Raw genomic sequence first — 15,785 nt, 5'->3', positions numbered from 1 at the left:
ATTCCATTATGGGCGCTTCCCGCGCCTGAGGGAACCGATGCCGGGGCCTACCTGGTCCTGTCCTGACCCGATCGGAAGCGGTCCACCAGCACGTGCAGATCCTCGGCCAGTCCTTCCACGTCGGAGCTGACCTCCGCGGTCTGGTCCGCCTGCCCGGTGGTCTGGTCCGCAAGCTCGGCGATGCGTGTGATCTGCTGATTGATCTGGTCCGCCACCTGGCTCTGTTCCTCCACGGCGGAGGCCATCTGCATGGTCTGGGAGGCGATGGTGTCGATGTAACCCGCCACCTCCTGGACCTTCGTTTCCGTGTCCTGAACCGCATCAAGCCCCTGCTGGGCCATGCTGCGGCTGTTCTCCGTGGCCTCCAGGGAGGCCTGGACCTGCTGCTTGAAGTTGTCGATGATCTGGTGGATACGGTCCGTGGATTCGCGGGTGCGGCTGGCCAGGTTGCGCACTTCATCCGCGACCACGGCAAAACCACGTCCGGCCTCGCCGGCCCGGGCGGCTTCGATGGCCGCGTTCAGGGCCAGCAGATTGGTCTGGTCCGCGATGTCGGTGATCAGCTGGGCGGCGGAGCCGATCTCATCCGTGGCCTCGCCCAACTGGTTCACGGTCTGCGCGACGTTATCGACACTGCCGGTCAGCTCTCCGATAACGCGGGAGTTCTCGCCCGCAATGCGCGTGATCTCGCCGGTAGCGGTGTTGGCCTCATCCGCCTGCTGCGCCGCCTGGCCGACACTCTGGGAGACCTCACTGATGGAGGCGGTCATCTCGTTGATGGCCGAGGCGGTCTGGTCCGTCTCACCACGCTGGTTGCGGATCTGGTCGCGGCTGGTCTGCATCAGTTGATGCCCCTGGGCCGCCTTGGCGGACAACTGGCTGGCAAAGTTTTCCATGCGCTCGAGGACGGTGATCAGCCTGGCCTTTTCGCTGATCATCAGCATGTCCAGCTCGCGCAGGCCGCTGCCCCGGGGCGAATAGGTGGTCGCCACGAGCGGGTCGGCAAAGGCATCGGGCCGCAGCGCCAGGGTCTGCTTCAGGCGCTGCTGCAGGCGCTGGCGGTTCCAGGCACCACCGGCGGCAAGCCCGGCCAGGGTAGTGCCTGCCACTATGCCCGGGCCCAACCCGAGCGCCAGTGGTGCCAGCGCCGCACCGGCGACCAGCGCCAGTGGCAGGTTCTGCATGGCAATGGCCTTGATTTCCAGGCTGATGGGCGTGGCACGCTTGCCCGCATTCAGGCGCGCATAGACCCGGCTTGCACGCTCCACCCATTCGCGTTCCGGTTTGGCACGCACGGACTCGTAGCCCACGATCCGGCCATCGCGGCGGATGGGGGTGACATAGGCACTGACCCAGTAGAAGTCACCGTTCTTGCAGCGGTTTTTGACCAGCCCCATCCAGGGCTTGCCCGCCTTGAGGTGGCCCCACATGTGCTCGAAGACCATTGGCGGCATGTCCGGATGCCGGATGAGGTTGTGGGGCTGGCCGAGCAGTTCACCTTCCGGGAAGCCGCTGACCTCAATGAAGGCCTCATTGACGTACTCGATCACGCCCCGGTCATTGGTGGCGGAAATCAGGGGCCGGTCTTCCTGTACCGGTACTTCTCTGTCGGTAACTGGAAGATTCTGCCGCATGCCTGATACCTCTGAGGGGAAATTGATACTGCTCAAGATAGCACGGGATCCGACATTTTCCTTATGCGGATTACCCGTGATAGGGCTTTACCGGGGCGCTGGCTCAGGCATCATTGGTGCTGGTCCAACGGGTTGTAATGCAACAGGAGGTCCCATGTGGCGCAGAGGCACCGACTCATCCTTCGAGCTGAGCGAACACGTGGTGGTTCTGACCGGCGCCGGCATCAGCGCCGAGAGCGGTCTGTCCACTTTCCGGGACGCGGGCGGGCTCTGGGAACAGGTGGATCTTGAGGATGTGGCCACCCCCGAGGCCTGGGCGCGCAATCCGGAACTGGTGCGGGATTTCTACAACCAGCGTCGCCATCAGGTCCTGGCGGCCCGCCCCAACGCGGCCCACGAGGCGCTGGTGAATCTTGAGAACCGCTGCCGGGTCAGTGTGGTGACCCAGAACGTGGACAACCTCCATGAGCGCGCCGGCTCCTCCCATGTGCTGCACCTGCACGGCAGCATCATGGAGGCCCGCAGTGCCCTGGATCCGGAGGAGGTGATCGAGCTGGGGGAGCAGGATCTGAGCCCGGATCTCACCTGCAGCCGGGGCCACCCCATGCGCCCGAACGTGGTCTGGTTTGGCGAGGCGGTGCCGGCCATGGAAACAGCAGCGCAACTGGTCAGTCGCGCCGATCACCTGCTGGTGGTGGGGTCATCACTGAACGTTTACCCGGCCGCCTCGCTGGTCCAGTTCGTGGAGCCAGGGGTTCCGGTCAGCGTGGTGGACCCGGATGCCCGCCTGCATCTGCCCGGCGCCCGGGTGATCCGCAAACCCGCCACCGAGGGTGTACCCGAATGGGTCAGCGGCTTCCGGGCCGCGTTCAGCATCTGACCGGCACATGACGGAACTCCTCTTTCCGCCCCTGCTGCCCCTGATCTGGATGGCCCTGTGCCGTTGGCGGCCAGTGTGTTCACCCTGGGCTCTGCTGGCGGTCGCCTCTGCTCTGGCGCTGCTGGCCTGGATGGCCATTGGGTGCACGGATGCGGGCGTGAGTGGGCGGCTGTCGCTTCTGCCCGTCCTCGGGGTGGGGCTGCGGCTCGATGGGGTGGCAGCGCTCATGCTCGGGCTCACCTGGTTACTGATCACCGGTGGTGGCCTGCATGCGTGGGGCTTCCTGGAGGCGGAGCTGGCATTCAGGCAGCGCCGGCGTTTCTGGTGCTGTCTGGCCCTGCTCTGGGGTGGACTGAATCTGGTCTGGCTGGCCTCGGATCTGCTGCTCCTGTTCATGGGGCTGGAGCTCGTGGCGGTGGCCGTGGTGCTGCTGATCCAGCTGCGCCCGGGGGCTGCAACCAGGGCGGCCGCGCGGGGCTACCTGATAGTGGTCCTTTCAGGCGCGCCGGTGCTGGTGCTGGCTGGGTTCGTGTTGTTCGTCGGGTCAGGCTCGTTGACCCTCAGGGAACTGGAACCGGCGGACTCATCACTGCTCCAGATGGCGGCCCTTCTGGTAACGGCCGGCCTGGTCGGGCGTGCGGCGCTGTTCCCGCTGCACACCTGGCTTCCCCCGGCTCATGGCGCAGCGGAGCCGCCCATCAGCGCTCTTCTGTCCGCGCTGGTGACCAAGGCTTCCTTCTACAGTCTTTTCCGTTTCTGGCATGAGTCCGGCCTGAATGCACCCTTCTGGCTGGTGATGCTGCTTGGCGTTCTGGGGGCCCTGGCCATTGCCTGGGGAGGCTGGAAGGCCTGGTGCGAACCCCGGCTCAAGATGCTGGTTGCCTGGTCCTCGGTGAACCAGCTCGGGTACCTCTTCCTGGTGTTCCCGATTGTGGCTGCCGCTTCGGTGGCGATGGCACCCATGGCGCGCGCCGGCGTTTTTGTGTTTGTCCTCAACCATGCGCTCGCGAAGGCGGCCCTGTTCATGGCGGCCGGGAATCTGATCCGGGCCATGGGAGCCGGTGGTGTCCGGGATCTGGGCGGAACCGGCCAGCGGATCCCGGTGTCGCTGCTGAGCTTTGGGCTGGCGGGGGTTGCCATCATGGGTTTGCCGCCGAGCGGTGGTTTTGCCGCCAAATGGCTGCTTCTGGAAACCAGCCTGGATTCCGGGCAGTGGTGGTGGACGGCCGTGATTGCCGGGGGAGGCCTGGTTTCGGCTGCCTACATCTTCCGGGTCTACCGTCAGACCTATCTGACCGAGGGTGAGGCGCTGGTACTGACACCACCGCCCAGGGCGCTGGAGGTGATGCCGATGCTGCTGGCTCTGATGGCCGCTGGAATGGGGCTGTTCCTGAGCCCGATCCTGCAGCTTATGGGCCTGCCGGGACCCGGGGAGGGCACGCCATGATGGGCCAGGGGCTGCTTCCCATGCTGACGCTGGGAACCTCGTTGGTCGCGGCCGTATTCATTTTTGCGCTGCGCGAGCATCAGCACCGCCTGCGCACCACGGTGAATCTAGCGGCTGCGCTGCTCAAGCTGACGCTGGTGGTGATCATGGGCTGGGGTGTGGCGCAGGGGGAGGTCTATGAACTGCGCTGGGTCTTCAGGTCGGGGCTGGATATCGTCCTGCGCGCGGACCAGCTCAGCATTGTCTTCGCCGGGCTTTCCTCGATGCTTTGGCTGTGCACCACCATCTTTGCCATTGGCTACCTGGAGGGCTCACCCGGCCGTTCCCGGTTCTTCGGTTTCTTCAGCTTCTGCGTTGCCAGCACCATGGGTGTGGCGCTGGCGGGTAATCTCTTCACCTTCCTGATCTTCTACGAAATCCTCACCCTTGCCACCTACCCGCTTGTCGTTCACCGCGGTACCCGGGCGGCGCTCAATGCCGGGCGCACCTATGTCACCTATGCCCTGGCGGGTGGTGCGGCACTGATGGTGGGCGTGGTATGGCTGCACACCCTGGCGGGAACCGAGGATTTCCAGCCGGGGGGTTACCTGCTTGAGAATGCCCGGACGCAGCCGGTGGCGCTGACGGGGATATTTGTGCTGCTGGTGGCGGGACTTGGGGTCAAGGCGGCGCTGATGCCTTTCCACAGCTGGCTGCCGGCGGCCATGGTGGCGCCGGCGCCGGTCAGTGCGCTCCTGCACGCGGTGGCCGTGGTGAAAGCGGGGGCCTTTGGACTCATCCGCGTCATCCATGACCTCTACGGGCCGGAGGCCGTTCAGTATCTGGGGGTTGGAGGCCCGCTGGCAGTGCTGGCCGGGATCACCATTCTCTACGGCTCACTGCGCGCACTCCAGCAGCAGGATCTCAAGCGCCGCCTGGCGTTCTCCACGGTGAGCCAGGTCTCCTACATCACGCTGGGGGCGGCGCTTCTGGGGCCGGCGGCGTTCATCGGGGCGATTGTGCACCTGATCCACCAGGGCATCATGAAAATCACGCTTTTCTTCTGCGCCGGCAACTATGCCGAGACCAGGGGCATTCACCGGATCGACGAGCTGGATGGCATGGGCCGGTTCATGCCCCTGACCAGTGCCGCGTTCAGTGTGGCGGCGCTGGGCATGATCGGGGTGCCGCCCCTGGCCGGCTTCATCAGCAAGTGGTGGCTGGGGCTGGGTGGTCTCGGGGCTGGCCAGGGCGCCTGGGTGGTTCCGGTTCTGGTGGCCAGCACGCTCCTCAATGCCGCCTACTTCCTGCCCATCATCAACCGCCTCTGGTTCCTTGAGCCGGGTGGCGCCACAGTCGGTGGGCGGAGCCCGTGGCAGCAGGAAGCCCATGCCTGGCTGCTGTGGCCGGCCCTGTTCACCGGCGTGTTGGTCATCCTGGCCGGTATTCTGGCGAGCATGCCCTTCAGTCCACTGGTCTGGGCCCAGTTCATGGTCCGGGAGGTGTACGGCCTGTGATGCTTGCTGCCCTTGCATGGCCCCTTGTCCTCGCGTTGCTGGTGGCGCTGCCACGGGTAAGGGGGAACCTGCACCACCTGCTGGCGCTGGCCGCGCTGCCACTGCTGGGAATTGCCGCCGTGTCCGCGGAAACGACCATGACGGAAGACTATCCCGGTCTTCTGATGGGGATGACGCTGGGGGTGGATGGGCTGCGTTGGCCCCTGCTCGCTCTGGTAGCGGCGCTGTGGACCCTGGCAGGTGCCTTTGCCAGCCCCTATCTGGCGCAGAGCAGAGAGCGGGCCCGTTTTGCCGTGTTCTGGCTGGTCTGCCTGACGGGTAATGCCGGCCTGGTCCTGGCCCAGGATGTGGTGACCTTCTACGGCGCTTTTGCGTTGATGAGCTTTGCGGCCTACGGGCTGATTGTTCATGACGGCAGCGGGAGGGCCCGTGCTGCTGCCCGCCTTTACATGGCCTTTGCGGTTGCCGGGGAAGGGGTTCTGCTGGCGGGGCTGCTCATGGCGGTCCATGAAGCTCAAAGCCTCTCCCTTGCGGCGATCCCCGGTGCAATCGCGGACGCTGACAGCCCGCATGCCATCATCGGGCTTCTGGTTGCCGGATTCGGGATTAAAGCGGGCCTGGCGGGCCTGCATTTCTGGCTCCCCCGGGCTCATCCCGTGGCACCGACCCCGGCCAGTGCGGTGCTCAGTGGCGCCATGATCAAGGCCGGCGTGTTTGGCTGGCTGGTTTTCCTGCCACTGGGAGACGGCAGCTGGTCAGGCTGGGGCGTGGTGCTTGGTGGGATGGGGGTCTTGGGTATCTTTGGTGCGGCGATGGTTGGCGTTTTCTCCCGGGAGCCCAAAGTAGTCCTCGCCTGGTCCAGCATCAGCCAGATGGGTATGGCGGCACTGGCCGTTGGGGCCGCTCTGGCGGCGCCTGAGGCAGCGCCGGCTGTCATGGCCGCTGTTGTGGCGTTCACGTTCCATCACGGTCTGGCCAAAGGCGCGCTTTTCCTGGCGTCCGCTATCGGTTTGCCGGACCAGCGGGTATGGCGCTGGCCACTGATTCTGATGGTGGCCTGGCCGGCGTTGGCTCTGGTGGGGCTTCCGGGGACCAGTGGTGCCAGTGCCAAGGACGCTCTGAAGAAAGCACTGCAGCCGGTGGATGGCGTCTGGGCGGTCTCGGTGGACCTGCTCTCTATGGGGGCGGTAGCCACGGCCGTGTTGATGCTGAATTTCCTGCGGTGCTGGTACCGCGGGGCCACCCGGGGTCGTGCCGGACGATGGCTTATGCTCGGCAGCTGGCTGGCGCTGGTGTTGCTCAGTGCCCTGCTGGTGCCCTTGTGGCCGATGGCTGGAACGTGATCCCTGTCCCATAATGCAAAAATATGTTAGCCACGCTGGCCATACCGTTTTAGGGTCTGGGATTAAGGCCCGTTAATAACAACAACAGACAGAGAGAACGGTATGGGGCGATGGCTTGTGGCCAGTGGTGTGGCACTGGCGGTTCTGTTGGCCGTGGTTGCGGGGCTGTACGCCGTGACCACGGTCATGCCGGACCTTGCTCCGGAGCCGGTCGCGGTCACGCAACCTCCGGAGCCCAGCCCTTCGTCCGTGCCGGAGCCGGGCGGTTCAGCCGAACCGGAATCCGGTGCGCCCGTCGCCCGGCGCCTGGAAGGCGAGTTCGCGCGCATTGCCGACCAGTACGAGGCGGGTTCCCGATACCCTCCCTATTCCTTCCCCATCGATGAACAGGCCGTTTCGGACTACCGCTACAACGGCTACAGCCCGGTTCGCGTGCCGGTTGCCACTGACGACGGTGAGCGCGCCACCATCAGTCTGAGCCTGGACCGGCTCCATTTCGAACATGGCGAGCCCATTACCGGACAGGTGAGTGTTGGCGGGAACGGCGCCTCCGGGGTTTCCCTGGAGGAGGTCACTCTGCGGAATGAGGCGGGCGATATTCTCCACCGCGAGTCCCTGGAAGCCGGTTCCGGAAACCAGCGCCTGAGCGTCTCGCCAGCCACCCAGGGCGTGGATGAGTGGCCCGTGGAGCTGATGCTGATGGTCTCCGGCGACTTCCGGGGTGAGCCAGTGGATGCGGTGGCGCCGCTGCGTTATCACGCCCCCGTGGGGGATATTACTGGCGTGGGCGCAAGCCGGGTGGAAGGTGCCCACCTGGTGATCCCGGTGGAAGTGGCCGTTGAAACCAGTGGCGATTACGCCATCGCAGGCAACCTCTATACAGAATCCGGCAGGCCGTTGGTGCATGTGGAGCACGAAACCTGGCTTTCTTCCATGGAGGGCACGGCGGAGCTTCGGATTCACCGCCAGGCGCTGGAAGCGAAAGGCGATGAAGGCCCCTACCAGCTGGGCGATCTGAGTCTGCGCCAGTTGCCGGCGAGGCCGGGGGACCGCACACGTTTCGGCCCCACCGGGGAAGAGCGTCACGACGTTGAGGGCGCTCCGTTTGAGCGTTACAGCCAGAAGAACTACCAGGATCCCATGCGCGAGGCCCGACTCGAGTTCCTGCGCAATGCCGCTGAGGAGATCGAGCCATAGGCCCGCCGGGTACAGGGAAGGCACAACAACAAAAGGGTTATGCAGTACAACAACAAGACAAAAGATCCGGAAAGGAGAAACATCATGAAAGGCCTGAAGATTACGGCACTGGGCATGGCGCTGGCGTTTGCCGGCGGGGCGCAGGCCCAGCTCGCCGGCAAGAACGTGATCCTGATACACGGACTCCAGGGTGATGACATTGCGGAGAACCCGACGAGCCAGCAGGAGATTGAACAGAATGGTGACGCCTACTGGCAGGCGTTCTGGGCCTCCCGTGCCGAGGCACGGATCGACTGGGGCAGTCACGAGCGCGTTGAGGGTCGTACGGCCGAACGTGCGTTCAACCAGCTGGTGGAGATTTCCCAGCAGGGGCTGTGCAGTGAGGGCTGCATTGTCGTTACCCATTCCACCGGGGATCTGGTCGGGCGCTATGTGCTGGACAACCAGGCGCGCTGGTTGAGCAATGCGGGTCTTGAGCCGCTCAACGTAGTCGCGGCGCTGGACTTTGCCGGCGCCGGGGGTGGCTCCGAGCTGGCGGACCTGGCGGTGAACGCGGCCTATGCGGACAGTTTCGGGGATGAGTTGGCCAAGCTGGCCGTGACCGCCTACCTGGGCACCGCGCCAACACCGGAAAACCTGGGCGTTCTTCGGGACTTGCAGCCCGCGGTGGCACGCAACCTGGCGACCTCACCCAACAGCGTACCGCGCCTGCGGTTTGTGGGTGGTGGCAGCAACTACGGGGGGCTGACAGGTCCGTTCCTTCCGGGCAAGGACGATGGCGTGGTGGCACTGCATTCCACCTGCGGCGGTACCCAGGTGGGCAGCTACAAAAGCTGCGTGAGCAATGTGGCACTGGATGGCAAACGCACCAGTGTAAGCGCGCCTTCAGGGCTCTACTACAATCACTATCCGGTACTGATGGGAGAGAAGGTGGATCACAGCCAGGTGATCAACACCGAGTCCGGCAATACGCTGACCTACGCCAACAATGGGTTCAGTGTGTCCGGGGTGTCCGTCAACTTCCAGACCGAGACCTACGAGGAGCGCCCCTGGTGGAAGTTGTGGGGCAGCGGTGACACCTACCAGGTGGTCACCGACTCCGAACAGTCCAGTGTCTCGGGCCTGGTGTACCAGACGCTCAACTGAGTGAGCCCAGCCAGGAGCGGCTTCGGCCGCTTCTGGTTCACCGCATCTGGAAACGGATCGGGAGCTGCAGCCGGAAGGTGTCGCCCTCGATCTTATCGGGAACCCGTGGCAGGGGCTCCGCCCGTTCCAGCATTTCCACGGCGGCTTCATCCAGAATGCCGTAACCGCTCCGGTCCACCAGCTCCGTGCGGTTGAGTGAGCCATCACGGTTGAAACCGATGGTCAGGCTGACCGTCCCCTCCTGACCCAGCCGGCGTGCCCGCCGGGGGTATTCATAGTGCTGCGCCAGGTGGCGCTGGAGTTCCGCCAGGTAGGCGTCCTCCTCGGCCTGGTCGCCACCGCCGATGGTGACGTTCTGGGTCTCGTTACTGGCGTCCGGATTACGCCCGTTCTGTGAGCTGGATTCCTGCTCCTCGGGGTTGTCGGGTGGCTCGACCGGCTCAACACTCTTTTCAGGCTCAGGCTCAGGCTCAGGCTCAGGCTCAGGCTCAGGCTCAGGCTCAGGCTCAGGCTCAGGCTCAGGCTCAGGCTCAGGCTCTGGTTCTGGTTCTGGTTCTGGTTCTGGTTCTGGTTCTGGTTCTGGTTCTGGTTCTGGTTCTGGTTCCTCGGGTTCCTCGGGTTCCTCGGGTTCCGATTCCTCGGTCGTTTCGGATTCGGACGAGGTGCTTTCCTTCTGAGAGGGCGGCGGTGCCTGGGTGTTGACCACGATGCCGCGTTTGCCGGTCTCCGGCCCGGGCATCTCGGGCCGGTCCACCGGCCAGCGGAACAGCATGGCCAGATGCAGAATCACGGCAATGCTGATGGAGACTATGGCAATGAGCGAGCGGGTGCGTTCCGGTGTCATTGGCCCGGGTCCGTCAACAGGATGACCTGGGGGTGACCGGCCTCGTCCAGGGTCTGGAACAGACTCTCAAGCTCCGACATGGACAGCTGTTCGTCCACGCCCAGCCGCAGCCGGTCGGATTCGTCGTATTCGGGCAGCTTTTCACCGAGTGCGCTCCGCTCAATGGGCGAGCCCTCGAAGCGCAGATTGCCGTCCGCTTCCACCACCAGATCCATGTCCGGGCGGCGTTCATCGCGGCCGTTGGCGGTATCCGGCAGGGCCGGCAGCTGGTCCTGCAGCACGATCCCCACGATCAGGAAGAACAGAAGCAGCAGGAAAACCACGTTGATCAGTGGCAGAAGCCCTTCCTCAAGCTTCTCGGTCAGCGAGGGGTCATTGTCGGATTCGGGGAAAAACGGTTGTTGCTGTTTCATGGGGCGTCCGGGGTTTTGCCTGCGTTCCGCTTCCAGCTGGCGCTGACACCGGCGTCATCGGCCACGCCCAGCCAGTGCGTGAAACGCCCCAGGGGCACGTCATCATCGGTGCTGATCTCGATGCGTTCGCCCGCGAAGTTTTGGATCCGTTCCGTCAGCGCCGGTTCGTCCAGCGTCTCGCCATTCCACTCGGGCCCGTCTGTCGTCAGGTGCAACCGGGCGGGCGTGTCGTCCGAGGCTTCGCCGCCGGAATCCGGGGCCGGCGTATCCAGCTGCAGCAGGCCGACCGGCTCCATGCGGGAAGTGAGCATGAAGAACAGCAGCAGGATGAAGACCACATCGATCAGCGGCGTGAGCCGGATGGGCACACGCCGGCTGGGCCGGGGCTCAAGCCATTGCATGGCGCTGGGTGTTTTCCTGCCTGTGGTCATCGCTTTGCTGCTGGGCCCCTGAGGCGGTAACCGCTTCGCGGGGCCGGTCGCCCGGGACCTCGCGCCGGAAGATCCGGACCAGCAGATCGTTGATGTGTTGCTGCATGCGCCGCATCCGGAACTCCATCCAGGCGGCAATCGCCGCAAAGGGAATGGCGATGGCCAGGCCGGTTGCGGTCGTGGACAGGGCCTCGTAGATGCCGCCACTGAGCTCGGCCGGGTCCGCCTGACCCTGAGCGTTCGCCATGGCGTCAAAGGCCGTCATCATACCCATCACGGTGCCGAGCAGGCCGATCAGCGGTGCCAGGGCCGCAATCACCTCCAGGATCTTCAGGGGCGATTCAAAGGGCAGAAGCAGGCGTTGGGCACGGCGGGCGACTTCATCGCGCAGGCTGCTTTCCGTCTCGCCCTGGCTGCGGCGGTGCATGACGAATGCCAGAAGCCCTGCGAGCGGGTTGCGCTGGCCGCTGAGACTGCGCCGCGCTGCGTCGTCCTGGCCGTCACACCATTGATCGACGCCGGCCCGGATGCGGCGGTTGAGCCGGGGTGCCTGCAACAGGCTTATGACCAGCGTGTAGAGCGCTGTGCCCAGCCCCAGAACGGAAATAGCCAGGAGCACGCCCATCACGGGGCCACCCATGGCGAGAAGTTCGGTGACCGGGGCAAACAGATCCCCGGTGGCGGGTGTGGAAAGACTCATAAGCGTTGCCTGCCCCTCTGAGGGGTAATCCGCGAAGCGATGGTCGAATGATAAACATTATCATTCAAAAAGTGAAGGGACCTGGAGCATAAAACAGGCACTGGCCCCCTGGAGGGGAGCCGGGTGCGGATACTGGTCGTCGCGGGTGCGTCAGTGGAGGTGGGTGCGGCTGTCGCCGGCGAACGGCGCCTTCTCGTCGAGTTTTTCCGTTACCGTATCGATGATGTCCAGATAGGTGCTGGATTCACGGAAGGATTCCGTGGCCGGCGCGAAGACGTCGCCCAGGCTTGGCTGCATGGGGGTGTCCTTGCCGGGGTCCGCCTCATCGCGCAGGTGGGTCAGCTCCCTGAGACCGGTGACGACGCCCATACGCGGCTCGCGGATCTGCTCATAGGCACGGAAATACAGGCAGCCGGGGGTACCGATCTGGACGATCAGCGTATCCAGGGATTCGTCCTCGCCGTCGCGCTGGATCGTGGTCCAGGCGGAGAAATAGAGCATGACCGCCGGAGCGTCCATTTCCTCACGTACCGTTCGAAGGGCGTTCTGCCATTCCTCGTTTTCCGCGTCCTCCGGAAGGCCGCCGAGTACGAGCTGGACGTTGTTACCGTCGCCCAGAACCACGGCTGTCGGTGGTACGTCGTATTCCCCGAGAATGCCGGCATGGGCAATGGTGATGGCGTCGTGCATGAGATCGGTCACGGGCACCTCCCTTGAAGTCGGGTCAGGTCGTTCAGTAGGACCTGACCCCTAGAATAGACGCTTTGACGGGGAATCTCGACCCCCGTTCAGCGGAAACCACCGGTGTGGCATAGTGACACTGTGTTATCCCGCCCAGGAGAAGAGGATTTGTCGCACACTCCCGAGCAGCGCCTTTACCGCATATGGCTGGTAATGGCCGTGCTGATTACTGTTATGGGGGTTACGGCACTGGCATACAACCCGTTGCCGGCGATTGCGACCCTTGCGGGGGGCGCCTTCTGTGGCTGGCAGGCGTGGCTGGCCCGACCCCGAGCGCCCGGGTCGCTGTCGTTCCGGCTTGAGGCCGACCCCGACCCCGGATCCCTTGGCGGCGATGTGGGTGGCCGACTTTATCCGGAAGATGGCAGCCCCCTCCCGGCGGAGCCCGAGGTGACCCTGATCTGCACCCGTCTGTGCGAGAAGGCCGGCCACCAGACTGTCTCCCATCGCCGTGACTGGGTCTGGTGGGAGACACGGCCGGCCTTTCCGGAATCGCACTGCCTGAGCTTCCGGTTTGAGCCACCGCCGTCGCTGACCGGCACGGAGCCCAGGCCGGAGCTGAGCGAGATGGAGTGGCGCTGCCACCATTACTGGACGCTGGTTGTGCGCGGGTCTGTGGCGGGCGAAGTCCGTGAACAGCGGCTACGGCTGCGGGTCGTGCACGGGGAGGCGCGTATGGCGCAGCTGCTCGCCCCGGAGTCGGAAGCCCACAACCACTCTCTCGCCCGGGATGAACAGGAAGCCGCGGACGCCATCCTGGAGGCCTGATTACGGCCGATGCGGATTGCGCCTGGCCGGGGCCTGCACCATGCTGAGGCTGTCACCGTTCCGATGAGGCCTTCATGAATACCGAGCTGCTTGAGATCCGCGACCACATGGCCCGTTTCCCACCGTTCGACGGCCTGGATGATGACCTCATTGATGAGGTTGCCGGGTCTGTTGATGTGGCCTATTTCAAGGCGGGCTCCATGATTCTTGAGGCCGACCGCGAACTCCACGACCTGTGTTACATCCGCAGTGGGGCGGTGGAGATCTACCGCCGCAACAATGATCTCTACAACCGCCTGGGTGAAGGCGATGTCTTCGGGCACTTCAACCTCCTCAGGAACAACCGGGTGCGCTTCCCGGCGCGGGCCATGGAAGACACCCTCATCTATTTCATACCGGATTCGGTCTTCTATCAGCTCTGCGAAACGGATGATGCCTTTGCCGAGTTCGTGGAGGTGGAAAAGCCGCGCCTGCAGGCCACGGTTGAAGCCCAGCACAAAAGCAACGACCTGATGAGCACGCGGGTGCGCAAGCTGGTGAACCGCCTGCCCCTGCTGCTCGAGACGGATGCCACCGCTCAGGATGCGGCTGCCCGGATGACCGGAGAGAACGTCTCCGCGGCATTGGTGGTGGAGCCGGCTGTGGATGCGGATTCGGTGATCTACACGGGGGCGGATGGGCGTCAGTGGGCGCTGAGAGGCATCCTCACCGATGCCGACCTGCGGGTTCGGCTGGTCGCGGAGGGTCTGCCAGGAACAACCCCAGTGAGCCAGCTGCACAGCGGCACCCTGATCTCGATCCAGTCGGACGAGACCGTGCAGGAAGCCATGCTCAGCATTCTGCGCAACAACGTCCAGCATCTGCCGGTGCTGCATCGCCGGCGGCCCATCGGACTGCTGCATCTGTCCGACATCATCCGCTATGAAACCCAGAGCAGCCTCTATCTGGTCGGCAGCATTCTCAATCAGACCACTCTCCGAGGGCTGGCCGGGCTCCGCCATGAGGTCTCCGTTGCCTTTACCCGCATGGTGCGTGATGGCTCCGATTCCAAGGTGATCGGCACCGCGCTGGCCGCCATCGGGCGCAGCTTCGCCCGGCGTATCCTGGAACTGGCCGAGGAGGAACTGGGCCCGCCCCCGGTGCCCTATGCCTTCATGGTGCTTGGTTCCATGGCACGGGATGAGCAGACCGTGGTCACGGATCAGGACAACGCCATGGTCCTGAGTGACGACTATGATCCGGAACAGCACGGCGAGTATTTCGCGACCCTCGCAAAACGGGCCTCGGATGGCCTGGCGGCCTGTGGCTATGCCTACTGCAAGGGCGAGATCATGGCCACCAACCCTGAATGGCGGCAGCCCCTGGGCATCTGGCGGCGCTATTTCACGGAATGGATCGACAACCCTACGCCGGAAGCGCTGCTGCACTGCAACATCTTCTTCGACCTGGACTGTGTGCACGGTGAGGAGCAGTTTGTTGAGGCCTTGCAGGGTCTGATCGCCAACAAGGCACCGCTGGCCGACCGGTTCCTGGCGGCGATGGCCCGCAATGCGCTCAATCGCACCCCGCCGCTGGGTTTTTTCCGCACCTTCGTGATGGAAAAGAATGGTCACGAGAATAAGTCCATCAACATCAAGCGCCGGGGGACGGCGCCCGCTGTCGACCTGATCCGGATCCATGCCCTCGCCTGTGGCTCACGGGCCCAGAATTCCTTCGAGCGGCTGGATGACATTGCCAAGACCCAGCTGCTGACGCCCAATGCGGTTGAAAAGCTCCGGTATGCGCTGGAGTTCATGTCCATGGCCCGCATCTGGCACCACCTCTACGACGTGGAGGCCGGGCGCGAGCCGGACAACAACATCGAACCCGAGGATGTCTCCAACAGCGAGCGCCATAATCTCAAGGATGCGTTCCAGGTGCTGAGCAATGCCCAGAGCTTCCTCCAGTTCCGTTACCCCAGGCCCTGAGGCTCCCTATGCTGTCTCCACGTTTCCTGAAGGGAGCCGCTCCCGGCTGGCCGGAATACATGGCGGATCGTGCCCGCAAGTGCGGGAACGCGGATCTGAAGGCGTTTTTTGAGCAGGGTTCCCTGGACCCGGAAACACCCATCAAGCGTGTGCCGATGATGGCCATGGACCTGGAAACCACGGGCATGGACGTGACGCGGCATGGCATTGTCAGCGTTGGCATGCTGCCCTTCACGCTGGAACGGATCTATACCGCGCAGAGCTGGTACCGCATCGTGCGGCCCCGCCGGATGCTGCGGGAAGAGTCCGTGGTGGTGCATCACATCACCCACTCCGAGGTGGCCGATGCGCCCGATCTTGCGGACATACTGCCAGAGCTCCTCAACCGGATGGCGGGCTATCTGCCGGTAGTGCATTATCATCCCATCGAACGCCGCTTCCTGGATGAATCCGTGCGCGTGCGCCTGGGCGAGGGGCTGATGTGCCCCATGCTCGATACCATGGTCCTGGAGTCGCGCTGGTGCCGACAGTCGATGCGGGCGCGCATGCGCAAGTGGCTTGGCGCGCAGCCGCTGTCGATCCGGCTGCACGAGAGCCGGGCACGCTATAACCTCCCCTTCTACCGTGGCCATCACGCGCTTACAGATGCCCTGGCCACAGCAGAATTGCTGCAGGCGCAGATCGCTCACCGATTCTCCCCTGACACCCCCATAGGGGATCTCTGGGTCTGACGCCTGAAGGGGTAACCAAAAAAAGAGCGGCCCGCAGGCCGCTCTTT

15 protein-coding genes are annotated in these 15,785 nt (G+C 64.3%); 9 read left to right on the top strand and 6 right to left on the bottom strand.

All coding sequences use genetic code 11. The features are described 5' to 3' along the window. Positions 1 to 47: 47 nt before the first annotated feature. Positions 48 to 1,634 (bottom strand): methyl-accepting chemotaxis protein, encoded by a 1,587-nt coding sequence (locus tag CK501_RS01925; protein WP_095616033.1) that lies wholly within the window; start codon positions 1,632 to 1,634, stop codon positions 48 to 50. A gap of 154 nt (positions 1,635 to 1,788) precedes the next feature. On the opposite strand from CK501_RS01925, the gene CK501_RS01920 reads away from it, so the two are divergent. From CK501_RS01920 to CK501_RS01895, 6 genes are all read left to right on the top strand, one after another. After that, the gene (locus CK501_RS01920; protein ID WP_198949351.1) at positions 1,789 to 2,514 is read left to right on the top strand and encodes an SIR2 family NAD-dependent protein deacylase; all 726 of its coding nucleotides are present in this window, start codon (positions 1,789 to 1,791) and stop codon (positions 2,512 to 2,514) included. Positions 2,515 to 2,521: 7 nt separating this feature from the next. Continuing rightward, on the top strand, positions 2,522 to 3,961 hold the full coding sequence (locus CK501_RS01915; RefSeq protein WP_095616032.1) for a complex I subunit 5 family protein: 1,440 nt from the start codon (positions 2,522 to 2,524) through the stop codon (positions 3,959 to 3,961). Beyond that, a complete protein-coding gene (locus tag CK501_RS01910; RefSeq protein WP_095616031.1) occupies positions 3,958 to 5,457 on the top strand; it encodes a complex I subunit 5 family protein in 1,500 nt (499 codons plus the stop codon). Before CK501_RS01915 ends, CK501_RS01910 begins: the two co-directional genes overlap by 4 nt. Further along, positions 5,457 to 6,800: a complex I subunit 5 family protein gene (locus CK501_RS01905; RefSeq protein WP_095616030.1), complete on the top strand. Its 1,344-nt coding sequence runs from the start codon at positions 5,457 to 5,459 to the stop codon at positions 6,798 to 6,800. Before CK501_RS01910 ends, CK501_RS01905 begins: the two co-directional genes overlap by 1 nt. A gap of 102 nt (positions 6,801 to 6,902) precedes the next feature. Further along, entirely contained in the window at positions 6,903 to 7,997 is a 1,095-nt protein-coding gene (locus CK501_RS01900; RefSeq protein ID WP_095616029.1) for a hypothetical protein, read from the top strand. 84 nt (positions 7,998 to 8,081) lie between these two features. Further along, a complete protein-coding gene (locus CK501_RS01895) occupies positions 8,082 to 9,143 on the top strand; it encodes a hypothetical protein (protein WP_095616028.1) in 1,062 nt (353 codons plus the stop codon). Positions 9,144 to 9,180: 37 nt separating this feature from the next. Here CK501_RS01895 and CK501_RS01890 read toward each other — a convergent pair whose 3' ends face one another. The 5 genes from CK501_RS01890 to CK501_RS01870 form a co-directional block, all read right to left on the bottom strand. After that, a complete protein-coding gene (locus CK501_RS01890) occupies positions 9,181 to 9,987 on the bottom strand; it encodes an energy transducer TonB (protein WP_095616027.1) in 807 nt (268 codons plus the stop codon). Further along, positions 9,984 to 10,400 (bottom strand): biopolymer transporter ExbD, encoded by a 417-nt coding sequence (locus CK501_RS01885; protein ID WP_095616026.1) that lies wholly within the window; start codon positions 10,398 to 10,400, stop codon positions 9,984 to 9,986. Before CK501_RS01885 ends, CK501_RS01890 begins: the two co-directional genes overlap by 4 nt. Continuing rightward, positions 10,397 to 10,801: an ExbD/TolR family protein gene (locus CK501_RS01880; protein ID WP_095616025.1), complete on the bottom strand. Its 405-nt coding sequence runs from the start codon at positions 10,799 to 10,801 to the stop codon at positions 10,397 to 10,399. The genes CK501_RS01885 and CK501_RS01880 overlap by 4 nt, the downstream gene beginning before the upstream one ends. Continuing rightward, a complete protein-coding gene (locus CK501_RS01875; RefSeq protein WP_095616024.1) occupies positions 10,788 to 11,531 on the bottom strand; it encodes a MotA/TolQ/ExbB proton channel family protein in 744 nt (247 codons plus the stop codon). Before CK501_RS01875 ends, CK501_RS01880 begins: the two co-directional genes overlap by 14 nt. A 150-nt stretch (positions 11,532 to 11,681) precedes the next feature. Beyond that, positions 11,682 to 12,233 (bottom strand): hypothetical protein, encoded by a 552-nt coding sequence (locus CK501_RS01870; protein ID WP_095616023.1) that lies wholly within the window; start codon positions 12,231 to 12,233, stop codon positions 11,682 to 11,684. A gap of 147 nt (positions 12,234 to 12,380) precedes the next feature. On the opposite strand from CK501_RS01870, the gene CK501_RS01865 reads away from it, so the two are divergent. The 3 genes from CK501_RS01865 (at position 12,381) to CK501_RS01855 (ending at position 15,738) form a co-directional block, all read left to right on the top strand. Next, entirely contained in the window at positions 12,381 to 13,040 is a 660-nt protein-coding gene (locus CK501_RS01865) for a hypothetical protein (RefSeq protein WP_095616022.1), read from the top strand. Between the two features lie 74 nt (positions 13,041 to 13,114). Further along, positions 13,115 to 15,007 (top strand): DUF294 nucleotidyltransferase-like domain-containing protein, encoded by a 1,893-nt coding sequence (locus CK501_RS01860; protein WP_095616021.1) that lies wholly within the window; start codon positions 13,115 to 13,117, stop codon positions 15,005 to 15,007. An 8-nt stretch (positions 15,008 to 15,015) separates the two neighbouring features. Continuing rightward, positions 15,016 to 15,738: a 3'-5' exonuclease gene (locus CK501_RS01855; protein WP_095616020.1), complete on the top strand. Its 723-nt coding sequence runs from the start codon at positions 15,016 to 15,018 to the stop codon at positions 15,736 to 15,738. Positions 15,739 to 15,785 lie beyond the last annotated feature (47 nt).

It is taken from the genome of Halovibrio salipaludis, assembly GCF_002286965.1.
Taxonomy (GTDB): Bacteria; Pseudomonadota; Gammaproteobacteria; order Pseudomonadales; family Oleiphilaceae; genus Halospina; species Halospina salipaludis.
This window is presented reverse-complemented; position numbering and strand designations above follow the sequence as displayed.